General features: G+C 72.5%; 24 protein-coding genes. 11 read left to right on the top strand and 13 right to left on the bottom strand.

From position 1 onward, the window contains the following. Nucleotides 1-2: 2 nt before the first annotated feature. Together ABT254_RS40465 and ABT254_RS40470 are read right to left on the bottom strand one after the other, a co-directional pair. Entirely contained in the window at nucleotides 3-1,418 is a 1,416-nt protein-coding gene (locus ABT254_RS40465; RefSeq protein WP_351482156.1) for a DHA2 family efflux MFS transporter permease subunit, read from the bottom strand. A gap of 100 nt (nucleotides 1,419-1,518) precedes the next feature. Continuing rightward, nucleotides 1,519-2,226 carry a TetR/AcrR family transcriptional regulator gene (locus ABT254_RS40470; RefSeq protein WP_351482159.1) on the bottom strand — a complete coding sequence of 236 codons (708 nt, stop codon included), beginning with the start codon at nucleotides 2,224-2,226 and terminating at the stop codon, nucleotides 1,519-1,521. Between the two features lie 110 nt (nucleotides 2,227-2,336). Here ABT254_RS40470 and ABT254_RS40475 point away from each other — a divergent pair, with 110 nt between their 5' ends. Together ABT254_RS40475 and ABT254_RS40480 are read left to right on the top strand one after the other, a co-directional pair. After that, complete coding sequence (locus ABT254_RS40475; protein WP_351482162.1) at nucleotides 2,337-3,551, top strand: saccharopine dehydrogenase family protein; 1,215 nt, start codon at nucleotides 2,337-2,339, stop codon at nucleotides 3,549-3,551. A gap of 110 nt (nucleotides 3,552-3,661) precedes the next feature. Continuing rightward, nucleotides 3,662-3,919, top strand: coding sequence for a WhiB family transcriptional regulator (locus tag ABT254_RS40480; protein WP_351482165.1), 258 nt, complete (start codon nucleotides 3,662-3,664; stop codon nucleotides 3,917-3,919). A 14-nt stretch (nucleotides 3,920-3,933) separates the two neighbouring features. Here the strand turns inward: ABT254_RS40480 and ABT254_RS40485 are convergent, their stop codons facing one another. Genes ABT254_RS40485 through ABT254_RS40500 form a run of 4 tightly spaced genes read right to left on the bottom strand, consistent with a single transcriptional unit; the run spans nucleotide 3,934 to nucleotide 8,647 of the window. Next, nucleotides 3,934-5,760 carry a sensor histidine kinase gene (locus ABT254_RS40485; protein WP_351482168.1) on the bottom strand — a complete coding sequence of 609 codons (1,827 nt, stop codon included), beginning with the start codon at nucleotides 5,758-5,760 and terminating at the stop codon, nucleotides 3,934-3,936. Continuing rightward, nucleotides 5,757-6,455 (bottom strand): response regulator transcription factor, encoded by a 699-nt coding sequence (locus ABT254_RS40490; RefSeq protein WP_351482171.1) that lies wholly within the window; start codon nucleotides 6,453-6,455, stop codon nucleotides 5,757-5,759. The genes ABT254_RS40485 and ABT254_RS40490 overlap by 4 nt, the downstream gene beginning before the upstream one ends. Before the next feature lie 18 nt (nucleotides 6,456-6,473). Beyond that, a complete protein-coding gene (locus ABT254_RS40495; RefSeq protein ID WP_502972136.1) occupies nucleotides 6,474-7,238 on the bottom strand; it encodes a L,D-transpeptidase family protein in 765 nt (254 codons plus the stop codon). Nucleotides 7,239-7,279: 41 nt separating this feature from the next. Then, entirely contained in the window at nucleotides 7,280-8,647 is a 1,368-nt protein-coding gene (locus ABT254_RS40500) for a M1 family metallopeptidase (protein WP_502972137.1), read from the bottom strand. A 207-nt stretch (nucleotides 8,648-8,854) separates the two neighbouring features. Between ABT254_RS40500 and ABT254_RS40505 the strand changes: the two genes are divergently transcribed. Then, the gene (locus tag ABT254_RS40505) at nucleotides 8,855-9,214 is read left to right on the top strand and encodes a DUF488 domain-containing protein (protein WP_351482179.1); all 360 of its coding nucleotides are present in this window, start codon (nucleotides 8,855-8,857) and stop codon (nucleotides 9,212-9,214) included. Here the strand turns inward: ABT254_RS40505 and ABT254_RS40510 are convergent. The 6 genes from ABT254_RS40510 to ABT254_RS40535 all read right to left on the bottom strand — a co-directional run bounded on the left by ABT254_RS40510 (nucleotide 9,169) and on the right by ABT254_RS40535 (nucleotide 15,853). Then, nucleotides 9,169-11,028, bottom strand: coding sequence for a GMC family oxidoreductase (locus tag ABT254_RS40510; RefSeq protein ID WP_351482182.1), 1,860 nt, complete (start codon nucleotides 11,026-11,028; stop codon nucleotides 9,169-9,171). The genes ABT254_RS40505 and ABT254_RS40510 overlap by 46 nt on opposite strands. Further along, on the bottom strand, nucleotides 11,025-11,264 hold the full coding sequence (locus tag ABT254_RS40515; protein WP_351482185.1) for a hypothetical protein: 240 nt from the start codon (nucleotides 11,262-11,264) through the stop codon (nucleotides 11,025-11,027). The genes ABT254_RS40510 and ABT254_RS40515 overlap by 4 nt, the downstream gene beginning before the upstream one ends. Next, nucleotides 11,261-12,643: a tocopherol cyclase family protein gene (locus tag ABT254_RS40520; protein ID WP_351482188.1), complete on the bottom strand. Its 1,383-nt coding sequence runs from the start codon at nucleotides 12,641-12,643 to the stop codon at nucleotides 11,261-11,263. Before ABT254_RS40520 ends, ABT254_RS40515 begins: the two co-directional genes overlap by 4 nt. Beyond that, nucleotides 12,640-13,326, bottom strand: coding sequence for a FadR/GntR family transcriptional regulator (locus ABT254_RS40525; RefSeq protein ID WP_351482190.1), 687 nt, complete (start codon nucleotides 13,324-13,326; stop codon nucleotides 12,640-12,642). The genes ABT254_RS40520 and ABT254_RS40525 overlap by 4 nt, the downstream gene beginning before the upstream one ends. A 174-nt stretch (nucleotides 13,327-13,500) precedes the next feature. Continuing rightward, on the bottom strand, nucleotides 13,501-15,171 hold the full coding sequence (locus ABT254_RS40530; protein WP_351482192.1) for an FAD-binding dehydrogenase: 1,671 nt from the start codon (nucleotides 15,169-15,171) through the stop codon (nucleotides 13,501-13,503). A 55-nt stretch (nucleotides 15,172-15,226) separates the two neighbouring features. Continuing rightward, the gene (locus ABT254_RS40535) at nucleotides 15,227-15,853 is read right to left on the bottom strand and encodes a TetR/AcrR family transcriptional regulator (RefSeq protein WP_351482195.1); all 627 of its coding nucleotides are present in this window, start codon (nucleotides 15,851-15,853) and stop codon (nucleotides 15,227-15,229) included. Between the two features lie 119 nt (nucleotides 15,854-15,972). On the opposite strand from ABT254_RS40535, the gene ABT254_RS40540 reads away from it, so the two are divergent. The 3 genes from ABT254_RS40540 to ABT254_RS40550 all read left to right on the top strand — a co-directional run bounded on the left by ABT254_RS40540 (nucleotide 15,973) and on the right by ABT254_RS40550 (nucleotide 18,795). Then, nucleotides 15,973-16,599 carry an alpha-ketoglutarate-dependent dioxygenase AlkB gene (locus ABT254_RS40540; protein WP_351482198.1) on the top strand — a complete coding sequence of 209 codons (627 nt, stop codon included), beginning with the start codon at nucleotides 15,973-15,975 and terminating at the stop codon, nucleotides 16,597-16,599. Between the two features lie 172 nt (nucleotides 16,600-16,771). Beyond that, on the top strand, nucleotides 16,772-17,518 hold the full coding sequence (locus tag ABT254_RS40545) for an MBL fold metallo-hydrolase (protein WP_351482201.1): 747 nt from the start codon (nucleotides 16,772-16,774) through the stop codon (nucleotides 17,516-17,518). 41 nt (nucleotides 17,519-17,559) lie between these two features. Continuing rightward, on the top strand, nucleotides 17,560-18,795 hold the full coding sequence (locus ABT254_RS40550; RefSeq protein WP_351482204.1) for a DUF4032 domain-containing protein: 1,236 nt from the start codon (nucleotides 17,560-17,562) through the stop codon (nucleotides 18,793-18,795). A gap of 1 nt (nucleotide 18,796) precedes the next feature. Here ABT254_RS40550 and ABT254_RS40555 read toward each other — a convergent pair whose 3' ends face one another. Beyond that, nucleotides 18,797-19,669 (bottom strand): universal stress protein, encoded by an 873-nt coding sequence (locus tag ABT254_RS40555; protein WP_351482207.1) that lies wholly within the window; start codon nucleotides 19,667-19,669, stop codon nucleotides 18,797-18,799. 61 nt (nucleotides 19,670-19,730) lie between these two features. Between ABT254_RS40555 and ABT254_RS40560 the strand changes: the two genes are divergently transcribed. The 5 genes from ABT254_RS40560 to ABT254_RS40580 all read left to right on the top strand — a co-directional run bounded on the left by ABT254_RS40560 (nucleotide 19,731) and on the right by ABT254_RS40580 (nucleotide 26,828). Further along, complete coding sequence (locus ABT254_RS40560; RefSeq protein ID WP_351482209.1) at nucleotides 19,731-20,084, top strand: VOC family protein; 354 nt, start codon at nucleotides 19,731-19,733, stop codon at nucleotides 20,082-20,084. A 129-nt stretch (nucleotides 20,085-20,213) separates the two neighbouring features. Then, nucleotides 20,214-21,890 (top strand): NAD(P)/FAD-dependent oxidoreductase, encoded by a 1,677-nt coding sequence (locus ABT254_RS40565; protein ID WP_351482211.1) that lies wholly within the window; start codon nucleotides 20,214-20,216, stop codon nucleotides 21,888-21,890. Beyond that, nucleotides 21,887-23,344 carry an ATP-binding protein gene (locus ABT254_RS40570; RefSeq protein WP_351482214.1) on the top strand — a complete coding sequence of 486 codons (1,458 nt, stop codon included), beginning with the start codon at nucleotides 21,887-21,889 and terminating at the stop codon, nucleotides 23,342-23,344. Before ABT254_RS40565 ends, ABT254_RS40570 begins: the two co-directional genes overlap by 4 nt. After that, the gene (locus ABT254_RS40575) at nucleotides 23,341-23,691 is read left to right on the top strand and encodes a UBP-type zinc finger domain-containing protein (protein WP_351482216.1); all 351 of its coding nucleotides are present in this window, start codon (nucleotides 23,341-23,343) and stop codon (nucleotides 23,689-23,691) included. The genes ABT254_RS40570 and ABT254_RS40575 overlap by 4 nt, the downstream gene beginning before the upstream one ends. 164 nt (nucleotides 23,692-23,855) lie before the next feature. Then, the gene (locus ABT254_RS40580; protein ID WP_502972138.1) at nucleotides 23,856-26,828 is read left to right on the top strand and encodes a helix-turn-helix transcriptional regulator; all 2,973 of its coding nucleotides are present in this window, start codon (nucleotides 23,856-23,858) and stop codon (nucleotides 26,826-26,828) included.

Consider the following 26,828-nt stretch of genomic DNA (forward strand, 5'->3'; position numbering starts at 1 on the left):
CGTCATGGTGTTTCGTTCAGGGGCGCGGTCCGCTGCGGGACGGCCTTCTCGGGTTCCGGTCGCGGTGCCCGGACGCGACCCAGGGCGAGTGAGACGACGGCGGCGAGCCAGCCGGCGCCGGTGATCATGAGCCAGGCGTGGCGGAAGCCGCCGAGGGCCTGGGGTCCGGGTGTGCCGAGGAGGGCGACCAGGGCCGCGACGCCGACGACTGCGCCCAGTTGCCGCAGGGCGGACGTCATGCCGATACCGGTGGCGAGGCTCGACGGCGGCAGTTCCAGGACGGCGGCGCCGCCGAGGGCGGGCAGGGACAGGCCGACTCCGACGCCGGTGATGGTCGCCGCCGGGAACAGGACCGTCCAGTAGTGCGGCCCGGCCGTGGCGGTCAGGGCCAGCAGGAGCGGGCCGGTGCCGAAGAGGAGGGTGCCCGGCACGGCGGCGACGCGCGGTCCGTACCGGTCGGTGACCCTGCCGGCCAGCGGGGCCATGAGGGCGGCCATCAGGGGCCCCGGTGTGACCGCGGCTCCGGCGCGCAGGACCGGCCAGTGCCACACGGTGGTCAGGAACAGCACGTTGCACAGCAGCGAGGCGAAGAACCCGGCGCCGAAGACGAACGTGCCGAGGGTGGCGACGGTGAAGGAGCGCAGGCGGAACAGGCCGAGGTCGGCCACCGGTGTCGCGTGGGCCACCGACCGCACGACGAACAGGGGCAGCAGTACGGCGGCGGTCCCGAAGGCGGTGAGCACCGCGCCCGAACTCCAGCCCCAGTCCGCGCCCTTGACGATGCCCAGTGCGAGGCCGCCCACGGCGCCCACCAGCAGCAGCGCGCCGAGGGCGTCGGGAACGCCCTGCGCCCGCTCGTCGCGGCTCTCGCGCAGCAGCCGTGCGGCGGCCACGAGTGCGGGCAGGCCGATGACGAGGTTGACGAAGAACACCGCACGCCAGCCCTGCCAGTCCACCAGCAGTCCGCCGAGCGAAGGGCCCACTCCGGCGGCCACCGCTCCCGCCGCCGTCGACAGGGCGATCGCGGTGCCGCGGCGCTCGGGCGGGAACTCCGGCAGGGTCAGGCTCAGCGAGGTCGGCAGCACGGCCGCGGCGCCGAGTGCCTGCACGACGCGGGCCGCGACGAGGACCGGCACCGACGCGGCCAAGGCGCTCGCCACGGACGCGGCCAGGAACAGCAGCAGCCCGGCGAGGAAGAGCCGTCGGCGCCCGTACCGGTCGGCCAGGCGGCCTGCCGGTACGAGGGCGGCGGCGAACACCACGCTGTATCCGTTCAGCACCCACGACAGGTCGGCGAGGGAGTCGCGCGGGAACGACCGCCCGAGGTCGGTGAACGCGATGTTCACGATGGTGACGTCCAGCAGGGCCATGAAGACCACGGCCGAGGTGACGACGAGGACCTTCCAGCGACGCTCCATGTTTCCGCCTCCGGCACCGAGCGGTCGATTGTTTGATGCAATCGACTCCACTGACTATAGAGACGTGACTTGCATCAAGCAATCGAGTGGCCGGATTACGTCAGGAACCCAGTGCCGCCAGCTGCGCCGCGGCGCTGTCCAGCAGCATCTCCAGTGCCGTCGGATACGCGCTGTCGACCATGCGGGCCGCCAGCAGGGGTGCCGCCTCGGCGATACGCGGGTGGGTGGTGCGGGGCAGCCGGGCGTACGTCGAGCGCCACATCTCCTCGTCGGCGCGCAGCGCAGCGCTGGGCAGAGCGAGGGCGGCGGCATCGAGGGCGGCGAAGGCCAGGGTCTGGTCGATGAAGGCGTGATAGATGCGCACCGTGTCCGGCAGCGGGAATCCGGCGGTGCGCAGGACGTCCAGCACGGCCTCGTCGGCGGCCAGTTCGTTGGCCCGGCCGGTGACCCGGCTGGTGGTCAGCACCGCGGCCTGCGGGTGGGCCAGATAGGCGGCGTGGATGCGCAGGCCGACCGAGCGCAGGTCGGCCCGCCACTCCCCCGTCGGGCGCCAGCCGTCGAGGGCCTGCCCGATGAGTGCGTCACCGATGGCGAGGGTGAGCTCGTCCATGCCGCGGAAGTAGCGGTAGAGGGTGCTCGGGTCGGCGTCCAGGGCGAGTCCCAGGCGGCGGGCGGTGAGGCCCGCGCTGCCGTGTTCGCGCAGCATCCGCAGCGCGGTCTCGACGATCAGCCGCTCGGACAGCACCGTGCCGCTCTTCGTGGGCCGGCGCCTGCGCCGCTTCTCCTCGGGCACCACCGGTTTGGGCATGACAACCTCCCGAGGCCCTTATGCCAACGCCATTGACCTTACGTGAAACGGCGGCGTTGCATCTGCGGCGGGGCCCCTCGTCATCAACCCTTAGGACAGGGAGATCTGTCATGCGTGTCCTGCTCGTGGGCGCCGGCGGTGTCGGCACCGCCGTCACCCGGATCGCCGCCCGCCGTTCGTTCTTCGAGGCGATGGTGGTGGCCGACGACGACCCGGCGCGGGCCGACGCGGCGGTCGCGGCCCTCGACGACGGCCGCTTCTTGGCCGCCCGTGTCGACGCAGGCGACGAGTCGGCCGTGGTGGAGCTGCTGCGCCGGCACGGCTGCGACGTGCTCCTCAACGCCACCGACCCGCGCTTCGTGATGCCGCTGTTCCGCGCGGCGCGCTCCGCCGGCGCCACCTACCTCGACATGGCCATGTCCCTGTCGCACCCGCACCCCGAGCGACCCTACGCGGAGTGCGGGGTCAAGCTCGGCGACGACCAGTTCGCGCAGGCCGAGGAGTGGACGAAGGCGGGCGCGCTGGCCCTGGTCGGCATGGGCGTGGAGCCCGGTCTGTCGGACGTCTTCGCCCGGTACGCCGCCGACGAACTCTTCGACGAGATCGAGGAGATCGGCGTCCGAGACGGCGCGAACCTCACCGTCGACGGCTACGACTTCGCCCCGTCCTTCAGTATCTGGACCACCATCGAGGAGTGCCTCAACCCGCCGGTGATCTACGAGGCCGGGCGCGGCTGGTTCACCACCGAGCCGTTCAGCGAGCCCGAGGTGTTCGACTTCCCCGAGGGCATCGGTCCCGTCGAGTGCGTGAACGTCGAGCACGAGGAGGTGCTGCTCGTCCCGCGCTGGGTGCACGCGCGCCGGGTCACCTTCAAGTACGGGCTGGGCCGGGAGTTCATCGAGACGCTGAAGACGCTGCACCTGCTGGGCCTGGACCGCACCGAGCCGGTGACCGTGCCGAGCGCCGCCGGTCCGGTCTCCGTCTCGCCCCGGGACGTCGTCGCCGCGTGCCTGCCGGACCCGGCGACACTCGGCGAGCGGATGCACGGCAAGACCTGCGCGGGCACCTGGGTGCGGGGGGTCAAGGACGGTGCGCCGCGCGAGGTGTACCTGTACCACGTGGTCGACAACCAGTGGTCCATGACGGAGTACGGCAGCCAGGCGGTGGTGTGGCAGACGGCCGTCAATCCGGTCGTCGCCCTCGAACTCCTCGCCACCGGCGCCTGGTCCGGCACGGGCGTCCTCGGCCCGGAGGCGTTCCCCGCCCGCCCGTTCCTTGATCTGCTGACCGTCTACGGCTCCCCGTGGGGCATGCGCGAGCAATGAGCACCGGATCTGCGCGATTTCCGTCGTTTCACTCCCGCATCGACAGGTGACTCGAAACCGAGTAAGCCATTCGCGAGGGCACGTACGACTTCGATCGCAGGTGACATTTCATGGACAACTGGCGAGACCAGGCCGCGTGCCGAAACGAGGACCCCGAGCTGTTCTTCCCGATCGGCACCTCAGGCCCCGCGTTGATGCAGACGGAGAAGGCGAAGGCGGTGTGCGCCCGCTGCCCGGTCCGGGAGCAGTGCCTTGAATGGGCGCTGGGCCACGGGGAGATCCTGGGCGTGTGGGGCGGCACCGGAGAGGCGGAACGGCACGCCATGCAGCGCAGGCGCCGCCGGCGCGCGGCCGCACGCAACGGTTAGGCCTGTCCGGCGGCTCAGCCCTTTGGGGCCGGGCCGCCCGGCAGTCTCAGGGTGAACACCGCGCCGGCACCCGGTTCGCACTCGGCGACCGCCGTTCCGCCGTGTGCGGCGACCAGGTGACGGACGATCGGCAGCCCGAGTCCGCTGCCGCCGGTGCGGCGGCTGCGGGACTTCTCGGCACGCCAGAACCGGTCGAAGACGTGCGGCAGGTCCTGCGGCGCGATACCCGTGCCGGAGTCGGTCACCGTGAAGACGACCTCGTCGCCGTCACGGCGGGCGGCCAGGGTGACAGTGCCCTCGGCGGGTGTGTGCCGCAGCGCGTTGGAGACGAGGTTGCCCAGCGCCTGCCGCATGCGCACCGGATCAGCGTCGAGCCACGGGCTGCCGTCCTGTTCGGTGCGTACGGTGACACCGGCCGCGTCGGCGGCGACCCGATGCGCGGCGGCGACCTGGTCCAGCAGTTCGTCGGCGCGCACCGGTTCGCGGTGCAGGCGCAGGGTGCCCGCGTCGGCGGCCGCGAGGTCCTGGAGGTCGTCGATGATGCGCTGCAGTACCAGCGCCTCCTCGTGCAGGGAGCCGAGCAGCGCGGGATCCGGGTCGACGACGCCGTCCCGGGTGACCTCCAGCCAGCCGCGGATGTTGGTCAGCGGGCTGCGCAGTTCGTGCGCGATGTCGCTGACCATGGCCTTGCGCTGGGCCTCCAGCCGGGCGCGCCGCTCGGTGAGGTCGTTGAACGCCTCGGCGAGGATGCCCGTCTCGTCCCGCGTGGTCACCGGCACCCGTACATGCATGTCCGGCGGTTGCTGCGCCGCCTCGGTCAGCGCCCGCAGGGGCCGTACGAGCCGGGTGGCGACAACGGCCGTGACGGCGAGGGTGACGGCGAGGACGAGACCGGCCGCACCGACGATCTTGGCCTTGTTGGCCGGGGACATGTCGAAGCGGGGCGGGGTGGTGTCGTCGCCGCCGAGGTACAGCTCGGCCACAGGCGCCACATACGGGTCGAGTTGGGTGCGCAGGGCGTCGTCGCTGCAGGTCTGCGCCGTCTTCACCGCCTTCGCGTCGCCCTCCTTGGCGAACTTGGCGATGGCGTACCGGCTCACGGGGGCCTTGCCGGGGGGACTGAGCATGAGGTAGAGAGGCCTGCCGAGGTTCAGGCCGTGTTGCTGCAGACAGGCGCGGGCGCCCCGGGTCAGCTCGTCGAGCGCCTTCTTCTCGGTGCCTGTGGGATCGCTGAACAGCCCGTAGCCGCAGTCCTCGGCCGGATAGTCGGGGGCTGCGGTGCCGTCGGAGTTGACGATCATGGGACGGCCGCTCGGGCTGTGCTCGACCTTGGTCTCGACGCCGAACCGGCGGTAGCACGTCCGCTGTTTCTCCGCGATCGCGTCCAGTTGGGCGCGCTCTTTCGCCGTGAGCCGGTAGGGGCCCACGGCTCGGGGATCGATCCCGCTGAGCTGGGCGCCGGTCTCGGTGTAGGTGTCGGTGTGCAGGGGGTCCACGGTGGCGGCCGCGCCGAGGGGCAGGGAGGTTCCCTTGCGCGCCGAGTCGGCGATGAGGGTGCGGTCGGCGGTGGTCAGGGCGATACGCCTGCCCATGGTGGCGGCCAGGGAGCGGACGGTGGCCCCGACACCCTTCCAGTCGGGGTGCGTTGCCGCGTAGCCGCTGAGCTCCGCGAGGATCCGCATGTCGTCCGCGAGATCCTGACCCTGCTCCTCACGTAGGGCACGGGTGGTGGTCTCCACCGCCAGCCAGGCCGTCGCCGCCACCGAGCACACCGCGATCAGCACCGACGCGATCAGCAGCCGCACCAGCATCCGCTTGCGCAGCGGGATGCGGCGCTTCACGGACGGCCACCGCTGAGCTTGTAGCCGACCCCGAACACGGTCAGCAGCCGCGCCGGCCGGCGCGGGTCGGCCTCGATCTTCCTGCGCAGGTTCATGATGTGGACGTCGACGGCCCGCTCGGTGGAGGACCGGTCGAAACCACGGGTGCACTGCAGCAACTGCCGTCGGGTGAAGACCCGTTCGGGCTCCGCCACCATGGCGAGCAGGATCTGGAACTCGGCCGGCGTGCACTCCACGGATACGCCGTCGCAGCGCACCTCGTGCCGTTCCGGATCGACGGCGAGCCCGGCCGCGCGCACCACCGGATCCTCCCGCACGCCCGCCGTCCGGCCGCTTCGCCGCAGCACGGTACGGATGCGGGCCATCAGCTCGCGCGGGCTGTACGGCTTGGTCATGTAGTCGTCGGCGCCCAGTTCCAGCCCGAGCAGGACGTCGTCCTCCTCGGACCGTGCGGTCAGCATGAGCACCGGTATGTCCTCCTCGCCCCCGCGCAGCACCCGGCACACCCCGAAGCCGTCGACCACGGGCAGCATCAGGTCGAGGACCACGAGGTCGGGTCTGAGCCGGCGGGCGGCGTCCAGGGCGGCCGCGCCGTCATGGACCACCGTGGCCGTGTGGCCCTCCGACAGCAGGGAGCGGCGTATGAGTTCGGCCTGCATCTCGTCGTCCTCGGCGACCAGCACATGTGCGCACACGCGGCGGATCCTAGGCGCTCAGCGGGCGAGGGACTTCGCGTCGCCCATGACGACGACGGGGTGGAGGGCGGGGTCGAGCGCGCGCAGCAGGTCCTTCATGTGCTGCTCCGAGACGCTGACACAGCCGTGGGTGGGGCCGCCGTGGTCGACGTGGAACCATATGCCGCCGCCGCGGCCCGCGCCGAGGGGGCGGGTCCAGTCGAGGGGCGAAGTGCCGGGCTCGCGGTTGTAGTTGATGGCGATCACATAGTCGAAGGAGCCTGCGAGGGGCTCGCCCTCGAAGCCCGTGCCCGGTGAGGTGAAGGCACGGGAGCGGTGGTACGGCAGCCGGGTGCCGGGATCGCCGAGCAGCCCGCCGGCGTCGGTGAGGCCGTACACGCCGACGGGCGAGCGCAGGTCGCCGCCCGTGTGGTGGTCGGACCAGCCCTTGAGCGCGTTGTGCGCGGGCCAGCTCGCGCCGGCCTGCCAGCCGGCCGCGGTGCGCTCGTACAGCACGACCGTGGACTGCGGGGAGTTCCTGTCGCGTCCGGTGACGACGACTGCCTGCCGGGCGTCGCCGGGGATCGCGGCCAAGGTCTTCGGTCCCAGGCCGGGCAGGTGCAGCGGCGCGGCCTGGACGGACAGCTGCGGCGAGGGCGGGGCGAGGGCGGCCACGTCCGGTGTGCTCGTCGTGGCCGTGGGGGCGCCGGACGGGTGTCCCGGCGAGGCCACTGCCCCGCCGCTGCATCCCGTGAGGAACAGGGATGCGGCGAGCAGGGCGACACGGGGTCTATTCATGATCACGGGTCGACTGTGACCGACACATGTGAGGAACTCGTCAGGTTCTAGGCTTGGTTCGGCTTCCCTGGACTGTACAGCCACGTGGTGAACAGGTGGTCAAGGTCCTTGCCCGACTTCCGTTCCGCGAGGCGGACGAACTGCGCGGTCGTCCCGTTTCCGTCGTGATGTTCGGCGGCCCAGGCCCGCAGGATGCCGAAGAAGGTGCGGTCGCCGACGGCGGTGCGCAGTTCGTGCAGGGCCATGGCGCCACGGGCGTAGACGGGCGTGCCGAAGATGTTCTTGCCGCTGCCGGGGTCGCCGGGCGGGAACGCCCACAGGCGGTCGCCGGCCGGACGGGCGTAGAGGTCGTCGAAGGTCTCCTGGGCGCTGTCGCCGCCGTGCTGCTCGCTGTAGAGCCACTCGGCGTAGGTCGCGAAGCCCTCGTTGAGCCAGATGTCCTTCCAGGAGGTGAGCGAGACGGAGTCGCCGAACCACTGGTGGGCGTTCTCGTGGACGAGGGTGCTCAGGTCCGGCGCCGAGTCGTACAGGGGGCGCGACTGGGTCTCCAGCGCGTACCCGACGTCCGGCGCGTGGTCCACGATCGACCCGGCGTTGCGGAAGGGGTAGGGCCCGAAGAGTTTGCTCTCCCATGCCAGGACGGACGGCAGCTTCTTCAGGACGGGTGCCGACTCGGACGCCTCGCGCGGGTCGACGGCGTTGTAGACGCGGATGGCGTCGCGGGTGGTGTACTGCTCGACCTTGAACTTCCCGATCGTCGCGGTGGCGAGGTAGGCGGCCATGGGTTCGCTCTGGCGCCAGTGGAAGGTGGTGTGCCCGTGCGCGGTCCGCTGCCCGACCAGCGTGCCGTTCGAGACTGCGGTGCGGTTCTCGGGGACGGTGACCGTGATGTCGTACGAGGACTTGTCCTTGGGGTGGTTGTTCGCCGGGAACCAGGTCATGGCGCCCTGCGGCTCCCCGGCGACGAAAGCGCCGTCGTCGGTCGTTATCCAGCCGTCGGCCGAGCCGTCGGGGTCGGTGACCTGCTTGGGGATGCCGCTGTAGGTGACGGTGACGCGGAACGTCTCGCCCTTGTGCAGGGGGCGGTGCGGGGTGACGACGAGTTCCTGGCCGTCGCGGCGGTACTGCGCCCGGTCGTGGTCGACGGTCAGGCCGGTGACCTTCAGCCCGCTGAAGTCGAGGTCGAAACGGGTCAGGTCCTGGGTGGCGCGGGCGGTGAGGACGGCGGTGCCGTCGAGGTGGCGGCTCGTCGGGTCGTAGCGGAGGTTCAGGTCGTAGTGGTCGACGTGGTAGCCGCCGTTGCCGGCGAGCGGGAAGTACGGGTCGCCGACGCCGGATGCGCCTCCGGTGCCGGCCGTCGCGGGTCCGGCGGCGGCGAGCAGTGCCGCCAGGGCGACCGGAACGGTCGCGGTCATGGCCTCGCGGCGAAGCACCGTGGCGGGTCTGACGGAGTGTCGGCCGGACTGCCTCATATGCGCTCCTGGGGGTGGCTGATGATCATACGAAGCCAGGTTATGGGCAGCACTCCACGGTTTCCTCCTCGATTGGGTCAAGTGATACGGCGTCACCCGACGCCTGCGCACTACCCTCGACGTCACCCGCCCCCCCAGAAAGGCCCGATCGTGAGCGTTCGCGTGCGTCGCGTCCACGAACCGCCCGAGCCGGACGACGGTGTACGCGTCCTGGTCGACCGGCTGTGGCCGCGCGGCCTGTCCAAGGACGCCGCGCACGTGGACGAGTGGCCCAAGGCGCTCACCCCGTCGACCGAACTGCGCCGCTGGTATCACGCGGGTGAGGGGTCCTACGAGGAGTTCGCCGACCGTTACGAGGCGGAGCTGGACGCCCCTGAGGCGTCCGAACTGCTCGAGCACGTCCGGGAGTTGGCGGCCAACGGGCCCGTCACGCTGCTGACCGCGTCCAAGGAGCCCGGGCGGAGTCATGCCGAGGTGCTGGTCCGGCTGCTGGGTTCGCGTTCGAGGTAGGTCTCGGTGACGGCCAGCGCGGCCGCCATGATGCTCAGTTGCGGGTTCACCTCCGGGCAGCCCGGCAGCACGGAGGCGTCCGTGACGAGGAGGCCGTCGACGCCGCGCAGCCGGCCCTCGGCGTCGGCCGGTGCCCGCTCGGGGTCGCTGCCCGCGGCGACCGTGCCGGCCGGGTGGAAGGCCGACAGGTGCAGGTCGCGCGGGGTGATCCCGGTGAGCAGCGCGTCGAGTTCCGCGAAGGTGCGGGCGCGCGGCACCCGTGGGATGCCGGTGAGCACCTCCACGGCGCCGGCGGCGAAGAGGATGCGGCCCATGGCTCGTACGGCCGTCATGAGCCGGTCGCCGTCGCGGGGGTCCAGGCGGTAGCGGACGAGGGTGCGGCCCCGGCCCAGGACCCGGCCCGAGGGCCGGTCGGCGATCATGGCGCCGAGGATCGCCAGCCGGTCGGCCTCCTCCAGTTCACGGCGCAGCGAGCGCCCGAGGCCGGGGAGCACGAAGCTGCTCATGCCCGGCGGGCTCGCGGTCGCCTCGATCAGGATCCCGCGGTCGTGCAACTCCTCGACACCGGTGCTCTGCAGGACGCCTTCCCAGGACGTGACCGGTTCCGTGAAGCGGCCGGCGACGCTGGTGGCCGGGTGGACGCTGAGGTTGCGGCCCAGGCGAGGATGAGCGCCCGGGCCGCTGCGGCGCAGCAGCGGCGGGGTCTGCAGGGCGCCCGCGGCCGTGACGACGAGGGGGCTGAGGATCTCCAGCTCGCTGCCGTCCGCCCGGCGGGCCAGCACGCCGGCCGCCCGTGGCGGGCCAGGGCGGTCGTGGTCCAGCAGGATCCGCAACACGCGTGCGCCGGTGACGATGCGGGCTCCGTGGGCACAGGCGTCGGGCAGTACGGACAGCTGCACGCTCTGCTTCGCGCCGGTGGGACAGCCCACGACGCACTGGCAGGAGCCCTTGCAGCCCGGTGCGTTGCGGCGCAGTGGACCGGCCCGCCAGCCGAGTCGTTCCGCGCCGGCCAGAGCGAGCAGGCCGTTGGCGCCGAGGACGTCGAGGGGCTGGGTGGCGACGCGCAGGGTGCGTTCGATCTCGTCCAGCCGAGCGGGAAAGCCGTCGGCGAGACGGAAGCCGTGACGGCTGACCCAGCGCGCGAGGACACGATCCGGAGTCCGGTAGCAGGTGCCGGAGTTGACGACGGTGGTGCCGCCGACGGCGCGTCCGACCGGCAGCAGGAGCGGCGGATCACCCAGCGCCGCGGTCGCCCCGCCGTCCCGGTACAGGTCGGTGAAGCGGTCCAGCGGTGCACGGTGGCCGAAGGAGGCCGTGCTGTGGTGCTCGCCCTCCTCCAGCACGACAACGGCGAGCCCGGCGCGCGCGAGAGTACGGGCGGCGACGGCTCCTCCGGCGCCCGATCCCACGACGACGGCGTCCGCGGTGGCACGCGCGGGCCACTCCTCGGCCGGGGTGCAGTTCAGGGGAGGGTCCTCGGGGGCGACAACCGGCGCTCGTGGGGTAGGGGTTCGCTCGGTGGCTGCGGCGAGTAGCACGGGGATCTTCAGGAGATCCAGCGCCGGTACGAGTCCGGGACGCGAGGCAAGGGAGCCGAGCACCGTCTCACGCTCGTCGGGAGCGAGGGCGGCCAGGCGGCGCCCGCTGTGCAGGACCGCGTACGCGTCGACCCCGGCGGTGGCGGCCCGCACTGCGGCCCGTACCGGAGCGGGCAGCGCGGCCAGGAACGCGTCGAGCGTGCCGGGCACCCGCCCCAGCCACTCCTCGTCCCCGGTGTCGGCAAGCAGAGCAGCGACCAGCCCCCGCCCGGTCACCGGTCCCCCACCTCCGCGTGCGCGGTGCCTCGCAGGGTCCATGAGGCTTCGGGAGCGAGACGGGCCAAGCGGCGCCAGATGTCCAGAAAAGCGTAGGCGTCGACGGTGGTGACGGCGGCCCGTACCGGAACGGGCAGCGCGGCCAGGAACGCGTCGAGCCTGCCGGGCACCCGCCCCAGCCACTCCTCGTCCCCGGTGTCGGCAAGCAGAGCAGCGACCAGCCCCCGCCCGGTCACCGGTCCCCCACCTCGGCGTGCGCAGTGCCCCGTAGGGTCCATGAGGCTTCGGTGCGCCAGTGGCCCCACCAGCGCTCCAGGAGGATCTTCGCGTCTGCGCTCTCGCTGTTGCGGCAGACCGCGGGGGAGCCGTCCGGGTCGCGGTAGTCCAGGGCGAGGGTGCGCTCGGCCGGCTGGGTGACCTCGACGCGGATGCGGCGCAGCAGCGTGCGGCCGGTCACCGTCCAGTCGGGCAGTGCGAGGCGGGCGCGGAACCGTCCGATGCCGAACAGGCCCACGGCGGAGCGCTCCGCCCGGCGCGGCCAGGTGCGGTCGCCGTGCCGCAGGCGCAGGAAGACGAGCGGGGGCAGCCGCCGCAGTACGGGCCGCGTGGACACCGCTGCGATCACCTCGAGTACATCGCCGTCGCCGAGATCCGCGTGGAGCCAGGCCCAGCGGCGGGCATTGCCGTGGCCGTGAATGCGGGCGGAGGCGCCGGGGGCGCCGCGCAGGGTCAGCGTCTGCTTCCCGTCACTGAAGGTTCCGTCGTACGTGGCCCGGGCGGCCGGAAGCATGTGGGCGGCGGGGAGCAGGGCGTGCCGCCAGGACCAGCGGGGAAAGGTGAACAGCGGCTCGGCCAGGGGCTGTTCGGCGAGGTCCCAGTGGAAGTCGCCCACGCTTCCGGTCAGTTGGCCCGCGGTGGCGGAGACGCCCGGGGTGGTGAATCCGTGCGTGGGATTTGTCCAGGGAGCGGGTCCGAAGCGGACGTGGCGGACCTCTCCGTCGGGTGGGAAGGCGGCGGCCCAGCCGTGTGCGTGCGGCGCGGATCCGTCGGTGGGTGCGACCAGTTCGTGGTGGAGCCAGATGCCGGTGCCGGTGGTGGGGTCGGTCAGCGTGGTGTACCAGACCTCGGCGCGGCCGGGGCTGCCGTCCCAGCGCGGTGCGAGGTACTGGGCGGGCTCCTCCTGCCGGGGAAAGCGGAAGCTGAGGAGGAAGGGTGCCAGGCCAGTGGTGACGGGGAAGCGGAGGGTGCCCTGGCCGATCCTCGCGCCGCCCTCGTACAGCGTGAAGGGCAGCACGGTCATCGACTTCACCGGACGACGCGGGGTCACGGACTTCCAGCCGTCCAGGGTGAGCGGGCGGCCGTCGGCGGTGAACGTCAGCCGGTAGCGGATGCGGCGGCGGGCGAGGGGCGAGATTTCCAAGTCGCCTGTGGCGTCCGGGTCGTCGGCCAGTCCGCTGATGCGGATACGGCCGGCGAGCCGGGCCCGGGTGGTGCGGTGCGGGCGCAGGACCTCGTCGGCCTCGGCCCGCAGGTCGAGGCGGATGCGGCGAACCGGGCCCGGGCCGTCGAGCCGGACCGTGCCGAGCATGGTCTCCGTGAACGTGGTGCCCCTCACGCCAGTCCCTCCAGCATGATGCGTTCGGTCTCGCGCAGATAGTCGTCGGCTGCCGTGTGGGCCTGGCGGCTGTCGCCGGACGTCACCGCCTCGACCACCGGGGCGAGGCGCCGGTGGGCGGTTTCGGCGTCGGTGAACGGTCCGCGCAGGGCGGCGCGGACGGGGAGGTAGGCGTTGAAGAGGGTGTTGGTCAGCAGGACGTAGACCCGGTTGCCGGTCGCGCGGGCGAGGGCGCGGTGCACCTCGACGTCGGCCAGCTGCACGGCGTCCGCGCCGTCCGCCTCCCGAACGGCCTCCAGGAGGCGGCGCAGTTCGGCGTGGTGGGCCCGGGTGGCCCGGGCCGCGGCCCGCTCGGCGATCAACGCGCCCACGGACCGCCGTACTTCGAAGATCTCGCGCACCCACTTCGCGTCGTGCCGCACGAGCATCGGCAGGAGGTCCGCGCCGCCGAGCCGGGCGTAGTCGCGGACCTTGGTGCCGACGCCGTGCCGGGTCTCCAGCAGGCCGGCCTGGACGAGGCGGCCGAAGGCGTGTTTGAGGGTGGTGCGGGTGACGCCGTACCCGTCTGCCAGTTGGCGTTCCGGGGGCAGGTAGGTGCCCGCCGGATGGTGTCCGGCCAGGATGTCCTCGCGCAGTCGGGCCTCGAGGACGTCCACGATCGTCTCGCGGGGCAGGGCCTCCACGGATGCCTCCTCGCATGGGCGGAGTGGATGAGTGGCTCAGCCACTGAAGCAGCGGAGGCGTCTGCGGGTCAATCCCCTTGCGAGCCAATCCCCTTGGAAGACCGGGTTGTTCACGCGAGGACGCGGCGGGGCGGCCGGGGTCGTTCCCCGGCCGCCCCGCCGCGCGTCCGTCGCTCAGGCGGTCTGCTTCGCCGCCGCCCGTCCGGCTGCTCGCCCGGAGAAGAGGCAGCCGCCGAGGAAGGTGCCCTCCAGGGCGTTGTAGCCGTGCACGCCTCCGCCGCCGAAGCCCGCGACCTCGCCGGCCGCGTAGAGGCCGTCGATCGGGTTGCCGCCTGCGCCCAGGGCGCGGGAGTCCAGGTCGGTCTGGATGCCGCCGAGGGTCTTGCGGGTGAGGACGTGGAGTTTGACGGCGATGAGCGGGCCGGCCGCCGGGTCGAGGATGCGGTGCGGGGTGGCGACGCGCCCGAGGCGGTCGCCGATGTAGCGGCGGGCGTTGCGGATGCCCTGGATCTGGGAGTCCTTGCTGTAGGGGTTGGCGACCTGCAGGTCGCGCGCCTCGATCTGGCGGCGCAGGGCGTCCGCGTCGAGCAGTGGCTTGTCCGTCAACTCGTTCATCCTGGTGACGAGTTGCTCCAGGGTGGGTGCGGTCACGAAGTCGGCGCCCTTGCGCAGGAACGCGTCGACCGGGGCCGGTGCGCCCTTGCCCAGGCGGTTCTTCAGGACCGCGCCCTTGTCCTTGGCGGTGATGTCGGGGTTCTGCTCGGAGCCCGACAGCGCGAACTCCTTCTCGATGATCTTCTGGGTGAGGATGAACCAGGAGTGGTCGTACTCCGCGATGTCCGGGGTGGTGCGCAGGTACTTCAGGGTGCCGAGGGTGTCGTAGCCGGGCAGGCAGGGGTCGGGCAGCCGGCGGCCGAGGGCGTCGAACCAGAGGGAGGACGGGCCGGGCAGGATGCGGATGCCGTGGCCGGGCCAGATCGGGTCCCAGTTCTGCAGACCCTCGGTGTAGTGCCACATGCGGTCGCGGTTGACCAGGCGGACGCCCGCCTCGGCGCTGATGTCGAGCATGCGGCCGTCGACGTACGCGGGGACGCCGGTGACCATGCCGGTGGGCGGGGTGCCGAGGCGCTCGGGCCAGTAGCGGCGGACGATGTCGTGGTTGGCGCCGATGCCGCCGGTGGTGACGACGACGGCCTGGGCGGTGAGTTCGAAGTCGCCGATGCGGTCGCGGTTGGAGGCGGCGCCCCGGGGCGAGCGGTCCTCGGCGAGCACCGTGCCGCGCACTCCGCGGGCGGCGCCTTCCTCGATCACCAGCTCGTCGACCTGGTGGCGGTGGTAGAAGGTCAGCAGTCCGTCGCGGGCGGCCTGCTTGGCGCGGTCGACGAACGGCTCCACCACGCCGGTGCCGGTGCCCCAGGCGACATGGAAGCGGGGTACGGAGTTGCCGTGCCCGTCGGCCCGCAGGTCGCCCCGTTCGGCCCAGCCGACCGTCGGCAGCAGCTTGATGCCGTGCCCGTCCAGCCAGGACCGCTTCTCCCCCGCCGCCCACTCGACGTAGGCGCGTGCCCAGCGCACCGCCCAGGAGTCCTCGTCGTCGACCCGGTCGAACCCGGCGCTGCCCTGCCAGTCGTTCCAGGCCAGGTCGAAGGAGTCCTTGATGCCGAGGCGGCGCTGCTCCGGGGAGTCGACGAGGAACAGCCCGCCGAAGGACCAGAACGCCTGGCCGCCCAGGTTGGCGGCGTTCTCCTGGTCGACCAGCGCGACCCTGCGGCCCCGGCTGGTGAGCTCGTGCGCGGCGACCAGGCCCGCGAGGCCCGCTCCGACGACGATGACGTCCGCATCCATGGCGAGGGTTCCTTTGCTCGTTGAGTGGTCCGGTTGAGGGGGCTCGTTCGGAGATCTATCGGGCGGTGCCGCTGCCGTCGGTCAGCAGCGCGGTGAGCAGTTGCTTGAGCCAGCCGCGGGCGCCGTCGACGTCCTTGTCCAGCAGGAGTTGGGTGGTGACACCGTCGTACGCGGCGACCACGGCGTGCGCCGCGCCGTCGATGTCGCCGAGCACGGCGGGCAGTTGGGCGAGTCCCTGCGCGCGGGCGAGCCGGTCGGCGACCGCCTGCCGCAGCCGCGCCCGGTGTTCCAGCAGGGTCTCGGCGACCTGCGGAGCGCGGGCGGCGTGCACCAGGAAGTCCGTCTTCACCAGCAGCCAGTCCAGGTCGAGGAGCAGTACTTCGGTGACGCGGTCGACGGCGGCGGGCACGTCCAGGTCCGGTCCGTCCAGGGCGAGGGCACCGGAGACCTGGTCCGCGATGAGGTCGGCGCGCTGCTGGTAGAGGGCGAAGAACAGCTCGTCCAGGCTGTCGAAGTTGGAGTAGAAGGCTCCCCTGCTGTAGCCGGCGGCCTCGCAGACCTCCTCGATGGAGACCCGCCCGAAGCCCTTGGCGGCGAACACCGAGAAGGCGGCGTCGAGGAGGTTGGCGCGGGTGCGGACCCGGCGCCTGGTCACGCGTGGGGCCGTTTCCTCCGTCGTCATCTCCGACCTCCGTTCGATACAGGAATGTATCCGATACATCGATGTATCGGAAGGCGGTCGGCGCACGTCGACAGAAAGAGATGGGAACAGATTTTCGAATATAGGAGTACGCTGAATCTGTGACCAGGCACCTCCAGGGCTCGCTCTTCGACCAGACCGACGAGCTGCGTCTCGGCTCCCTCGACGGGATCCGGCGGACGCACCTCGGCATGGGCGCCTGGATCGACGTGCTGCCCGGATGGCTCAGCGGCTCGGACATCCTGTTCGAACAGCTGGCCGCCGAGGTGCCCTGGCGTGCGGAGCGACGCAAGATGTACGACCAGGTCGTGGACGTGCCCCGGCTCCTCGCGTTCTACGGTGCGCACGAGGCACTCCCCCACCCGGTGCTGGACGAGGCGCGCGAGGCCCTGTCCGCGCACTATGCCGACGAGTTGGGCGAGCCGTTCACCACGGCCGGGCTCTGCTACTACCGCGACGGGCGGGACAGTGTCGCCTGGCACGGCGACCGGATCGGGCGGGGCGCCCGCGAGGACACCATGGTCGCCATCCTCTCCGTGGGCGCGCCTCGCGATCTGCTGCTGCGTCCGATGCGGGGAGGCGAGAGCGTGCGGCGCCCGCTGGGGCACGGCGATCTCATCGTGATGGGCGGCTCCTGCCAGCGGACCTGGGAGCACTCCATCCCGAAGACCACACGCGCCGCAGGACCGCGCATCAGCATCCAGTTCCGCCCGCACGGCGTGCAGTGAGGCGGAGAGGCGGCCGCTTCGGCTGCACGCGGGGGGCTGCCTCCGGCGGACGGTGCCGGAGGCAGCTCTCACTCTCCGGACTCGCAGATTGGCGGGGACCTGCCGCTTCCGGTGCGGACCGGGTCTGCTTTGCTGGTGCTGTCGGGCAGGGACCTCACCACGCGGGGAAATCATGCAGGCAGACGTGCGGCAAGTCGCCGACGGCATTCACCTGGTACACGGCAGCAACACCAACTGGGTGATCCTCACCGAGGGCGACGAGATCACCCTCGTGGACACCGGCTATCTCGGCGACCGGGAGCAGTTGCTCGCGTCGCTGGCGGCGGTGGGCGGTGCACCGGAGGCCGTCGCGGCCGTGCTGATCACCCACGCGCACAACGACCATCTGGGCTCCGCCGAGTATCTGCGCTCCACCTACGGCACGCCCGTGTATCTCCACGAGGCCGAAGTGCCGCACGCACGCCGGGAGTTCCTGCAGCAGGTGACCGTCGGGCAGGTCGTGAGGAACAGCTGGCGGCCGGGGGTCCTGCCCTGGTCGGTGCACACCCTGCGCGCCGGCGGCATGGCCCATGTGCCGGTCGCCGCCCCGGAGCCGTTCCCGGCGGCGGGCCCGCTGGACCTGCCGGGCCGCCCCGTGCCGGTGCACACGCCCGGCCACACCGACGGGCACGCGGCCTTCCATCTGCCCGACGCCGGGGTGCTGATCTCGGGCGACGCCCTGGCCAGCGGCCATGCCACCTCGCGGATCCAGGGACCGCAGCTGCTGCCCGACATGTTCCACCACGAGCGGGCCCGTGCCGTGGCCTCACTGGACATCCTGGCCGCACTCGACGGCGAACTGCTGCTGCCCGGGCACGGCCCGGTGCACCGCGGTCCACTACGTGAAGCGGCACTTCAGGCCAAGGAGCGTGCCCTCTAAGGTGAGGTGACGATCACCAGCGAGGCAAGGACACGCACGCCATGGCACTGCAGATCAGCGCGACGAACCCGGAGCACCCCGCGCTCCTGCTGGCCCTGCCCTGGCACCTGCCCCTGGAGGAGTGGCCCGACGACTACCTCGTCCCGCTGCCGCGCGGCATATCCCGCCACGTCGTGCGCTACGCCCGCGCCGGCGACGAGGTGATCGCCGTCAAGGAACTCGCCGAACGGCCCGCCCTGCGCGAGTACGAACTGCTGCGCGACCTGGACCGGCTCGGCATCCCCGCGGTGGACCCGCTGGCCGTGGTCACCGGCCGCTCCGACCACGCGGGCGACCCGCTGGAGCCCGTGCTGATCACCCGGCATCTGCGCGGCTCACAGCCGTACCGCTCGATGTTCGAGACGACGATGCGCCCGGCCACCATGCACCGCCTCATGGACGCGCTGGCCGTCCTGCTGGTGCGGCTGCACCTCGCCGGGTTCGCCTGGGGCGACTGCTCGCTGTCCAACACCCTCTTCCGGCGCGACGCGGGCGCCTACGCCGCCTACCTCGTGGACGCCGAGACCGGCGATCTGCACCCCCAGCTCAGCGACGGGCAGCGGGAGTACGACCTCGACCTCGCCCGAGTGAACATCAGCGGCGAGCTGCTGGACCTGGAGGCCTCGGGGGCACTGCACCCGTCCGTCGACCCGGTCGAGTTCGGTATGGAGATCTGTGCCCGCTACGGGGACCTGTGGCAGGAGCTGACCCGCACGTCCGTGTACCCGGCGGGCAAGTACCACTACATCGAGCGCCGCATCCGCCGGCTCAACGAACTCGGTTTCGACGTGGCCGAGATGCAGATCCAGCACTCCCCCAACGGGGACACGGTCACCTTCGTCCCCAAGGTCGTCGACGCCGGCCACCACCAGCGCCAGCTGCTGCGTCTGACCGGCCTGGACGCGGAGGAGAACCAGGCGCGACGGCTGCTCAACGACCTGGAGAGCTGGATGGCCACCCAGGACGACTACGCGCCCGGCGACCCCCTCGCGGCCCGCCCCGAGGTGCTGGCCCACCGATGGGTACGGGACGTCTTCCGGCCCACCGTGCGCGCCGTGCCCCTCGAACTGCGCGGCGCGATGGACCCGGCGGAGATCTACCACGAGCTGCTCGAGCACCGCTGGTACCTGTCCGAGCGGGCCCAGCACGACATAGGGCTGGACACGGCGGTCGAGGACTACATCGAGAACGTGCTGCCCAAGGCGCGCGAGACGCTGGAGCCGGTGACCCCGGAGTGACTCAGGCGTGCGGGACCACGGCCACCGGACAGTCCGCATGGTGCAGGACGCCATGCGCCACCGAGCCGATGCGCGCGCCGACGGCCGTGCGATGGGCGCGCCGGCCGACGACCATCAGCTGGGCCCGCCCGGCCACCGACAGCAGCACCTGGCCCGCACTGCCGATCTCCAGGTGCTCGATCACGGGCACGTCGGGGAAGCGTTCCCGCCAGGGCCGCAGGGCTGCGGCCAGCGCCTTCGTCTCGAAGGGTTCCAGGCCGCCGGCCTCGTCGAGGAGGTGCATCGAGCCCGGGCTGTAGGCGAACACCGGCGGCAGCGTCCAGGCCCGCACGGCACGCACGGTGGCGCCGCGGGCGGCCGCCGTCTCGAAGGCGAACCGCAGGGTGTCGGCGCTGTCGTCCGGCTGGCCCTGCTGGCCTACGACGACCTCCCGTCCGGCGGCCTCGGCGGTCGGCTGGTCTCCCGCGCGCACGAGCACCACGGGCCGCGTCGCTCCGGCGATCACCTGCTGCCCGACGGAGCCGAGCAGGAAGCCGACGACCGGCCCGTGCCCTCGTGAGCCGAGCACCAGCATCTCGGACTCAGCGGCCGCGTCCAGCAGCGTGTCGACCGTCTCCCCCGCCACGACGTCCGTGGCGACGTCGAGGTCCGGATGGCGCGCGGTGACACTCCGGACGGCCTCGGCCAGGGCGTCCCGCACCCAGCCGGCCTGCGTGTCCGGGTCCGCCGCGTCGATCGCCTCGTACGGCTGGAAGCGCCAGGCCCGCAGCACGCGCAGCGCCAGGCCCCTGCGGACCGCCTCCCGGGCCGCCCAGTGCAGTGCCGCGATGCTCTCCTCTGTTCCGTCGACGCCTGCGGTGATCGGGCGGGTCATGCGGCTGCCTCCGAGTCTCGTGATCAGGTCACTCGGACCCAGTCTTCACTACGCTCCTGCCATGGCCTTGGAATGGGAGCAAGTGAACGTCGACGCGGCCGACGCCGTCGCGCTGGGACGGTGGTGGGCCGAGGCGCTCGGCTGGGTCGTGGTCAACGACGCGGCCGACGAGTTCGAGATCCGACCCGAGAAGGAGCGACTGCCGGGACTGATCTTCGCCCCGGTGCCGGAGGGCAAGACCGTCAAGAACCGCCTCCACCTGGACTTCCGTCCCGACGATCAGGACGCCGAGGTGGCCCGGCTGCTCGCGCTGGGCGCGCGGCGGGCGGACGTCGGACAGGGTGAGCAGTCGTGGGTGGTGCTGGCGGATCCCGAGGGGAACGAGTTCTGCGTGCTCTCGTCGAGGCGCCGCTGAGCGGCGGCCCCGCCGTATACCGGAGCGAAGCGGGACGATCGAACATACGATGGGCGGGAGCCGGCGTGGTGGCTGCCTTGGCGACAGGGCTCGCCGGCCGCCGGTCCGACCACTCGGGGTGGGAGACGTATGGCACAGGCGTCCGACGCAGCGCGGACCGTCATCATGACCGTGGACGACGATCCGGGAGTCTCCCGGGCCGTCGCCCGTGATCTGCGGCGGCGCTACGGCGAGTCGTACCGGATCGTGCGCGCCGAGTCCGGCGAGTCCGCGCTGGACGCGCTGCGGGAGCTGAAGCTGCGCGGCGACCTGGTCGCGGTGATCCTGGCCGACTACCGCATGCCGCAGATGAACGGCATCGAGTTCCTGGAGCAGGCCCTGGACGTGTATCCGGGCGCCCGCCGGGTGCTGCTGACCGCGTACGCGGACACCAGCGCGGCCATCGACGCGATCAACGTCGTCGACCTGGACCACTATCTGCTCAAGCCGTGGGACCCGCCCGAGGAGAAGCTCTACCCCGTCCTGGACGACCTGCTGGAGGCCTGGCGGTGCAGCGACTTCCGGCCGGTGCCCAGCACCAAGGTGGTCGGGCACCGCTGGTCGGCGCGTTCCTCGGACGTACGGGAGTTCCTGGCCCGCAACCAGGTGCCCTACCGCTGGTACTCGGCGGACGAGCCCGAGGGCAGGCGGCTGCTGGCGGCGGCCGGGCAGGACGGGCAGCGGCTGCCGCTCGTGATCACCCCGGACGGGTCCCCCCTGGTCGAGCCGGAAGCGCCCGAGCTGGCCGCGCGGGTGGGGCTGGCGACCACGCCGGCGGCGGACTTCTACGACCTCGTCGTCATCGGCGGCGGGCCCGCCGGGCTCGGGGCCGCGGTGTACGGCGCCTCCGAAGGCCTGCGGACCGTGCTGGTGGAGCGGTCGGCGACCGGCGGGCAGGCGGGGCAGAGCTCGCGGATCGAGAACTACCTGGGCTTCCCCGACGGCGTGTCCGGAGCGCAGCTGACCGACCGGGCGCGCCGGCAGGCGGCGAAGTTCGGCGCCGAGATCCTCACCGCGCGCCAGGTGACGGGACTCGAGGTCAATGGCGCCGCGCGGACCGTGCGGTTCTCCGACGGCTCGGCGGTCGCCGCGCACAGCGTGATCCTGGCGACCGGCGTGTCGTACCGGCAGCTCGACGCGCCGGGCTGCAACGACCTGACCGGATGCGGGGTGTTCTACGGCTCGGCGCTGACCGAGGCGGCCTCCTGCCAGGGCCACGACGTGTACATCGTCGGCGGCGCCAACTCGGCCGGGCAGGCGGCGATGTACCTGGCGCGGGGCGCCAAGTCGGTGACGCTGCTGGTGCGCGGGCCGGACCTGTCCGCGTCGATGTCGTACTACCTGATCCAGCAGATCAACGAGGCGCCCAACATCTCGGTGCGCGCCCGCACGGTCGTCGATTCCGCGCACGGCTCCGGCCGCCTGGAGCAGCTCACCCTGCGCGACACGGAGACCGGCGAGACCGAACTCGTCGACGCGCAGTGGATGTTCGTGTTCATCGGCGCGGCGCCGCTGACCGACTGGCTCGACGGGACGGTGCTGCGCGACGAGCACGGGTTCATCCTGGCCGGGCCCGACCTGACCCCGGACGGGCGGCCGCCGGCGGACTGGGAGCTGGACCGGCCGCCCTACCACCTGGAGACCAACATTCCCGGCGTGTTCGTGGCGGGCGACGCCCGCGCCGAGTCCGCGAAACGGGTCGCGTCCGCCGTCGGAGAGGGAGCCATGGCCGTGATGCTCGTCCACCGGTATCTGGAGCAGTCGTGAGCGGGCAGGTCATGCCCTGCAGCCCGCAGGAGATCGGTTCGCTGTTCCTGTTCGAGAAGCTCACCCCCCAGCAGCTCGGGCGGCTGTGCAGCGAGGGGCGGGTGGAGCGGTACGAGGCGGGGCCCGTCTACGCCGAGGGCGAGCCCGCCACCTGCTTCTTCGTGATGATCGAGGGCACGGTCGTGCTGTCCCGGCGGGTCGGCGGCGACGATGTCGAGGTGACGCGCACCTCGCAGCCCGGCGTGTACTCCGGCGCCATGCAGGCGTATCTCGGGGACCGGGTGCGGCAGCTGTACAACAACTCCATGCGCGTGACGGAGCCGACGCGGTTCTTCGTGCTGCCCGCCGACACGTTCGCGGCCGTCATGCAGGAGTGGTTCCCGATGGCGGTGCATCTGCTGGAGGGGCTGTTCTTCGGTTCGAAGAGCACCCAGCGGGCCATCGGGCAGCGGGAACGGCTGCTGGCGCTGGGCTCGTTGTCCGCCGGGCTCACCCATGAGCTCAACAATCCGGCGGCGGCGGCCGTGCGGGCCACCGCGACGCTGCGCGAGCGGGTCGCGAAGATGCGGCACAAGCTGGGCGTCATCTCCGCGGGCCCGTATCCGCGCGAGGCTCTGGCGAACCTCATCGAGGTGCAGGAGCGCACCGCCGAACTCGTCGCCAAGGCACCCACGTTGAGCCCGCTGGAGGCCGCGGACCGGGAGGACGCCCTCACCGACTGGCTCGACGACCACGGCATCCCGGACGGCTGGCGGCTCGCGCCCACGTTCGTGCAGGCCGGTCTGGACGTCGACTGGCTGGACCAGGTCGCGGCGGACGTGGACCCGGAGATCCTGCCCGGGGCGATCGGCTGGCTCAACTACACGGTCGAGACCGAGCTGTTGATGGACGAGATCGAGGACTCCACGACGCGTATCTCGCACCTGGTCGACGCGGCCAAGCAGTACTCGCAGCTCGACCGGGCCCCCTACCAGAACGCCGACGTCCACGAACTCCTCGACAGCACGCTGCTGATGCTCTCGGGCAAGATCGGCTCGCGGATCCAGGTCGTCAAGGACTACGACCGCACCCTGCCGAAGATCCCGGCCTACCCGGCGGAGCTCAACCAGGTGTGGACCAACCTGATCGACAACGCGGTCCACGCCATCAACAGCGCCGGCGGGGAAGGCACGTTGACGGTGCGGACGGCTCTCGATCACGACCGGCTGCTGGTCGAGTTCCGCGACACCGGGCCCGGCGTGCCGCAGGAGATCCGCGGCCGCATCTTCGACCCGTTCTTCACCACCAAACCGGTGGGCGAGGGCACCGGGCTGGGTCTGGACATCTCCTGGCGGATCGTCGTCAACAAACACCACGGCACCCTCCAGGTCGACTCCGAACCCGGGGACACCCGCTTCCAGGTCCTGCTGCCCCTGACCGCGGCGGACAACGACACACCGGAGGAGCCCGCATGAGCAGTGCCGACGGAATCGACCCCGCCGTCCCCCCGAGCGGCACCGGGTGCGTCGAGTGCGACGCGGCCGGCGGCTGGTGGTTCCATCTGCGACGCTGCGCGCAGTGCGGGCACATCGGCTGTTGCGACGACTCGCCCGCCAAGCACGCCAGCGCCCACTACCGGGAAACCGGCCACCCGGTGATCCGCAGTTTCGAGCCGGGCGAGAGCTGGTTCTGGGACTTCGACACCAACGAGCTGTACGAGTCCGGACCCGACCTCGCTCCCCCGGTGAGCCATCCCGCGGACCAGCCGGCGCCGGGCCCCGCGGGGCGGGTGCCGGCGAACTGGGCGGAGACGCTGCGCTGAGCGCTCCGCTGGCTATGCGGTGAATTGTCCGGGGATACGTCGTGGCTGGGCGCGCCCACGCGGCGGAGCCGCACATCGATACAGCCCCGCGCCCCTTTGGGGCGCTCCCGAAGCGTGGCGGACTTGTCAGTGGCGCGTGCCAGGATGGATCCGTGCCGCAGACCATGTTCACCACGCCGCTGATCGGCCGGGACGAGGAGATCGCCCGGCTCACCGGGACGCTGGAGCGCGCCCGGGGCGGGGAGGCCCGGGCCGTGCTGCTCGCCGGGGACGCCGGCGTGGGCAAGACGCGGGTGCTGGACGAGGTCGCGGGACGGGCGGCCCGGGCCGGGATGACGGTCCTCACCGGTCACTGCGTCGACCTCGGTGACGTCGGGCTGCCGTATCTGCCGTTCACCGAGGTCCTGGGCGCGCTGGCGGCCGACGAGCGGTTCGCGGACGCGCTGGCCCGGCATCCGGTGGTGGACCGGCTGCGCGGCGCGGGCGCGGACGCGGGGCGGGACGAAGGGGACACCCCCACGCGTTCGGACAGCGGCGGAGGGCGGCTGCGGCTGTTCGAGGGCATGGCGGGGCTGCTGGCCGACCTGTCGGAGATCGCTCCGCTGCTGCTGGTCCTGGAGGACCTGCACTGGGCCGACCAGTCCTCCCGGGACCTGCTGCGCTTCCTGCTCAGCCGCGGCATCCTGCAGCGGCCGGCCGGTGGTGCGCCCACCCACCGGCTGGCGGTGTTCGCCTCCTACCGGGCGGACGACCTGCACCGCCGCCACCCCCTGCGCCCCCTCCTCGCCGAGCTGGTACGGCTGCCCGCCGTGGAGCGGCTGGAGCTGCGCCCCATGGCGGACGCCGAGGTGACCCGGCTGGTGCGCGCGCTGCAGGAGGGCCCGCTGCCGGAGGCCACGGTCCGCGGGATCGTCGAGCGCGCCGAGGGCAACGCCTTCTATGCGGAGGAGCTGCTCGCGGCCACGGACACGGAGGCGGGCGGCGTGCCCAGCGGCCTGGCCGACGTCCTCCTCATCCGCATCGAGCAGCTGTCCGACACCGCACAGCAGGTGCTGCGCACCGCCGCGGTCGCCGGGCGGCGCGTGGAGCACGACCTGCTGCGCGAGGCGGTCGGGCTGCCCGAGGACGAGCTGGAGGCGGCGCTGCGCGAGGCTGTCGGCCGCCAGCTCCTGGTCCCCGGTGACGCCGACACCTACGCCTTCCGGCACGCACTGGCCCGGGAGGCGGTCTACGCGGATCTGCTGCCCGGCGAACGGGCCCGGCTGCACGGCGCGTTCGCCCGGCTGCTCGCCGGACGCGGGCACCCCGCCGAGAGCGCCGCGGAGCGGGCCCACCACTACCGCGAGAGCCATGACCTGGCCGAGGCACTCGCCGCCTCCCTGGAGGCGGCCGAGCACGCCGGCCGGGTGGGCGCGCCCGCCGAGGAACTGCGGCATCTGGAGACCGCCCTCGACCTGTGGGCGTCGGTGGACCCGGCGGCCCGCCCCACGGGCGACGGCATCGACCAGGTGACGCTCACACTGCGCGCCTCGGCGGCGGCCGCGCACGCCGGTGAGTCTCACCGCGCGGTGTCCCTCACCCGGGCCGCGCTCGCCGGCACCGGCCAGGACACGGACTCCGAGCTCGCCGCCCGGGTCCGGTACACACTGGCCGGCAATCTGATGAGCGTCGACAACCTGACGGCCGCGTTCGCCTACAGCAGCGAGGCGCTCGCCATGATCCCCGCCGAACCGCCGACCCGGACCTGGGTGTGGGCGGCGGCGACGCATGTCATGGCGGCCCGCCACATCGGGGACGACGAGACGGCGCTGCGGGTCGCCCACCAGGCCCTGCACATCGCCGAGCAGCTGGGCGTCGCGGACGCGCAGGCCGACCTGCTCATATCACTGGCGGTCCTGGAGGGCGGCGGCCGGCGCACCGTCGAGGGCCGTGAGCGGCTCAAGGAGGCCCGGGAGCTGGCCCGGCGGGCGGGGAACGCGCCGGTGGAGATGCGCGCCCTGTTCAACCTGGCCGTCGGCTGCTTCGAGGCGGGTGACCTCGAGGGCTGTCTGCCGTGGGTGACCGAGGGTCTGGAGCGCGCCCGCCGGGCCGGGCTGCTCTCGTCGCCGTATCCGCTGGAGATGCGCTATCTGCATCTGCTGGTGCTGTACACGCTGGGCCGCTGGGACGAGTGCGTGCAGGGCGCGGCGGCCGACGCTGCCGTACTGCCCTCGGCAGGCGGCTATGCGATGGGGCCGGCCCTGTATGTGGCGCTGGCCCGCGGGGACATGAGCGCCGTCGAGCGGGCACGGGCCCTGCTGGAGGGGCCCTTCGACTGGATGGCCACGCTGGTCGCGGGCATCGCGCTGACCGAGGCGGCCGTGCTGCGCGGCGAGCCGGAGGCGGCGGTGGAGCGGACCCGGGCGACGGTCGCGGCGCTGACCGACGAGGCGGGACACCTCCCCTACTCCTCGGTGCGGTTCGCGACACTCGCCCTGACGGCGGTCGCCGACGCGGCCATGGAACTGCGCTCGTCCGGCGGCGAGTGGCACCGCTGGAAGGACACGGCGGACGAACTGGTCGAGCTGGCCCGGCAGTCGGCCCTGCACGGCGAGGACGGCACCCCGCAGGGCCCCGAGGGGATGGCCTGGCTGGCCCGCGCCGAGGCGGAGTGGCTGCGGGCGGTGTCCGGGCCCGACGCGGCGGCCTGGGAGAAGGCGGTGACCGCGTTCGGCTTCGGGGACGTGTACGAGCGGGTCCGCTGCCAGGTGCGGTTCGCCGAGGCGCTGTTGGCGGCCGAGCGGCGCGAGGAGGCGGCCGTGCAGGCCCGCGAGGCGCGAGCGGTGGCCGAGCGGCTCGGCGCGGCGCCCCTGCTGGAGCGGATCGACGCTCTGATACGCCGCGGCCGTCTGGCCACCGCCCCCTCGGACGGGGAGCGCCCCTCCCCGCTGACCGCCCGGGAGCAGGACGTGCTGCGGCTGCTCGCCCGCGGCCGCAGCAACCGGCAGATCGGCGAAGAGCTGTTCATCACCGGCAAGACGGCCAGCGTCCACGTCTCCAACATCCTGGCCAAGCTGGGTGCTTCGAGTCGTACGGAGGCGGTGGCGATCGCCTATCGGCAGGGGCTGATCGCACCGGAGCCGACGGCTTCGGGCTGA

This window comes from Streptomyces sp. NPDC001137 (assembly GCF_040298885.1).
Lineage (GTDB): Bacteria > Actinomycetota > Actinomycetes > Streptomycetales > Streptomycetaceae > Streptomyces.

What these genes read in the sequence shown, in the direction of transcription:
- ABT254_RS40470 (WP_351482159.1), bottom strand. Translation starts at nt 2,226, where the DNA reads ATGCCCAAACCGGTGGTGCCCGAGGAGAAGCGGCGCAGGCGCCGGCCC.
- ABT254_RS40500 (WP_502972137.1), bottom strand. Translation starts at nt 8,647, where the DNA reads ATGACCGCGACCGTTCCGGTCGCCCTGGCGGCACTGCTCGCCGCCGCC.
- ABT254_RS40530 (WP_351482192.1), bottom strand. Translation starts at nt 15,171, where the DNA reads ATGGATGCGGACGTCATCGTCGTCGGAGCGGGCCTCGCGGGCCTGGTC.
- ABT254_RS40580 (WP_502972138.1), top strand. Translation starts at nt 23,856, where the DNA reads ATGTTCACCACGCCGCTGATCGGCCGGGACGAGGAGATCGCCCGGCTC.
- ABT254_RS40535 (WP_351482195.1), bottom strand. Translation starts at nt 15,853, where the DNA reads ATGACGACGGAGGAAACGGCCCCACGCGTGACCAGGCGCCGGGTCCGC.
- ABT254_RS40465 (WP_351482156.1), bottom strand. Translation starts at nt 1,418, where the DNA reads ATGGAGCGTCGCTGGAAGGTCCTCGTCGTCACCTCGGCCGTGGTCTTC.
- ABT254_RS40550 (WP_351482204.1), top strand. Translation starts at nt 17,560, where the DNA reads ATGGCACTGCAGATCAGCGCGACGAACCCGGAGCACCCCGCGCTCCTG.
- ABT254_RS40480 (WP_351482165.1), top strand. Translation starts at nt 3,662, where the DNA reads ATGGACAACTGGCGAGACCAGGCCGCGTGCCGAAACGAGGACCCCGAG.
- ABT254_RS40575 (WP_351482216.1), top strand. Translation starts at nt 23,341, where the DNA reads ATGAGCAGTGCCGACGGAATCGACCCCGCCGTCCCCCCGAGCGGCACC.
- ABT254_RS40475 (WP_351482162.1), top strand. Translation starts at nt 2,337, where the DNA reads ATGCGTGTCCTGCTCGTGGGCGCCGGCGGTGTCGGCACCGCCGTCACC.
- ABT254_RS40545 (WP_351482201.1), top strand. Translation starts at nt 16,772, where the DNA reads ATGCAGGCAGACGTGCGGCAAGTCGCCGACGGCATTCACCTGGTACAC.
- ABT254_RS40565 (WP_351482211.1), top strand. Translation starts at nt 20,214, where the DNA reads ATGGCACAGGCGTCCGACGCAGCGCGGACCGTCATCATGACCGTGGAC.
- ABT254_RS40555 (WP_351482207.1), bottom strand. Translation starts at nt 19,669, where the DNA reads ATGACCCGCCCGATCACCGCAGGCGTCGACGGAACAGAGGAGAGCATC.
- ABT254_RS40560 (WP_351482209.1), top strand. Translation starts at nt 19,731, where the DNA reads ATGGCCTTGGAATGGGAGCAAGTGAACGTCGACGCGGCCGACGCCGTC.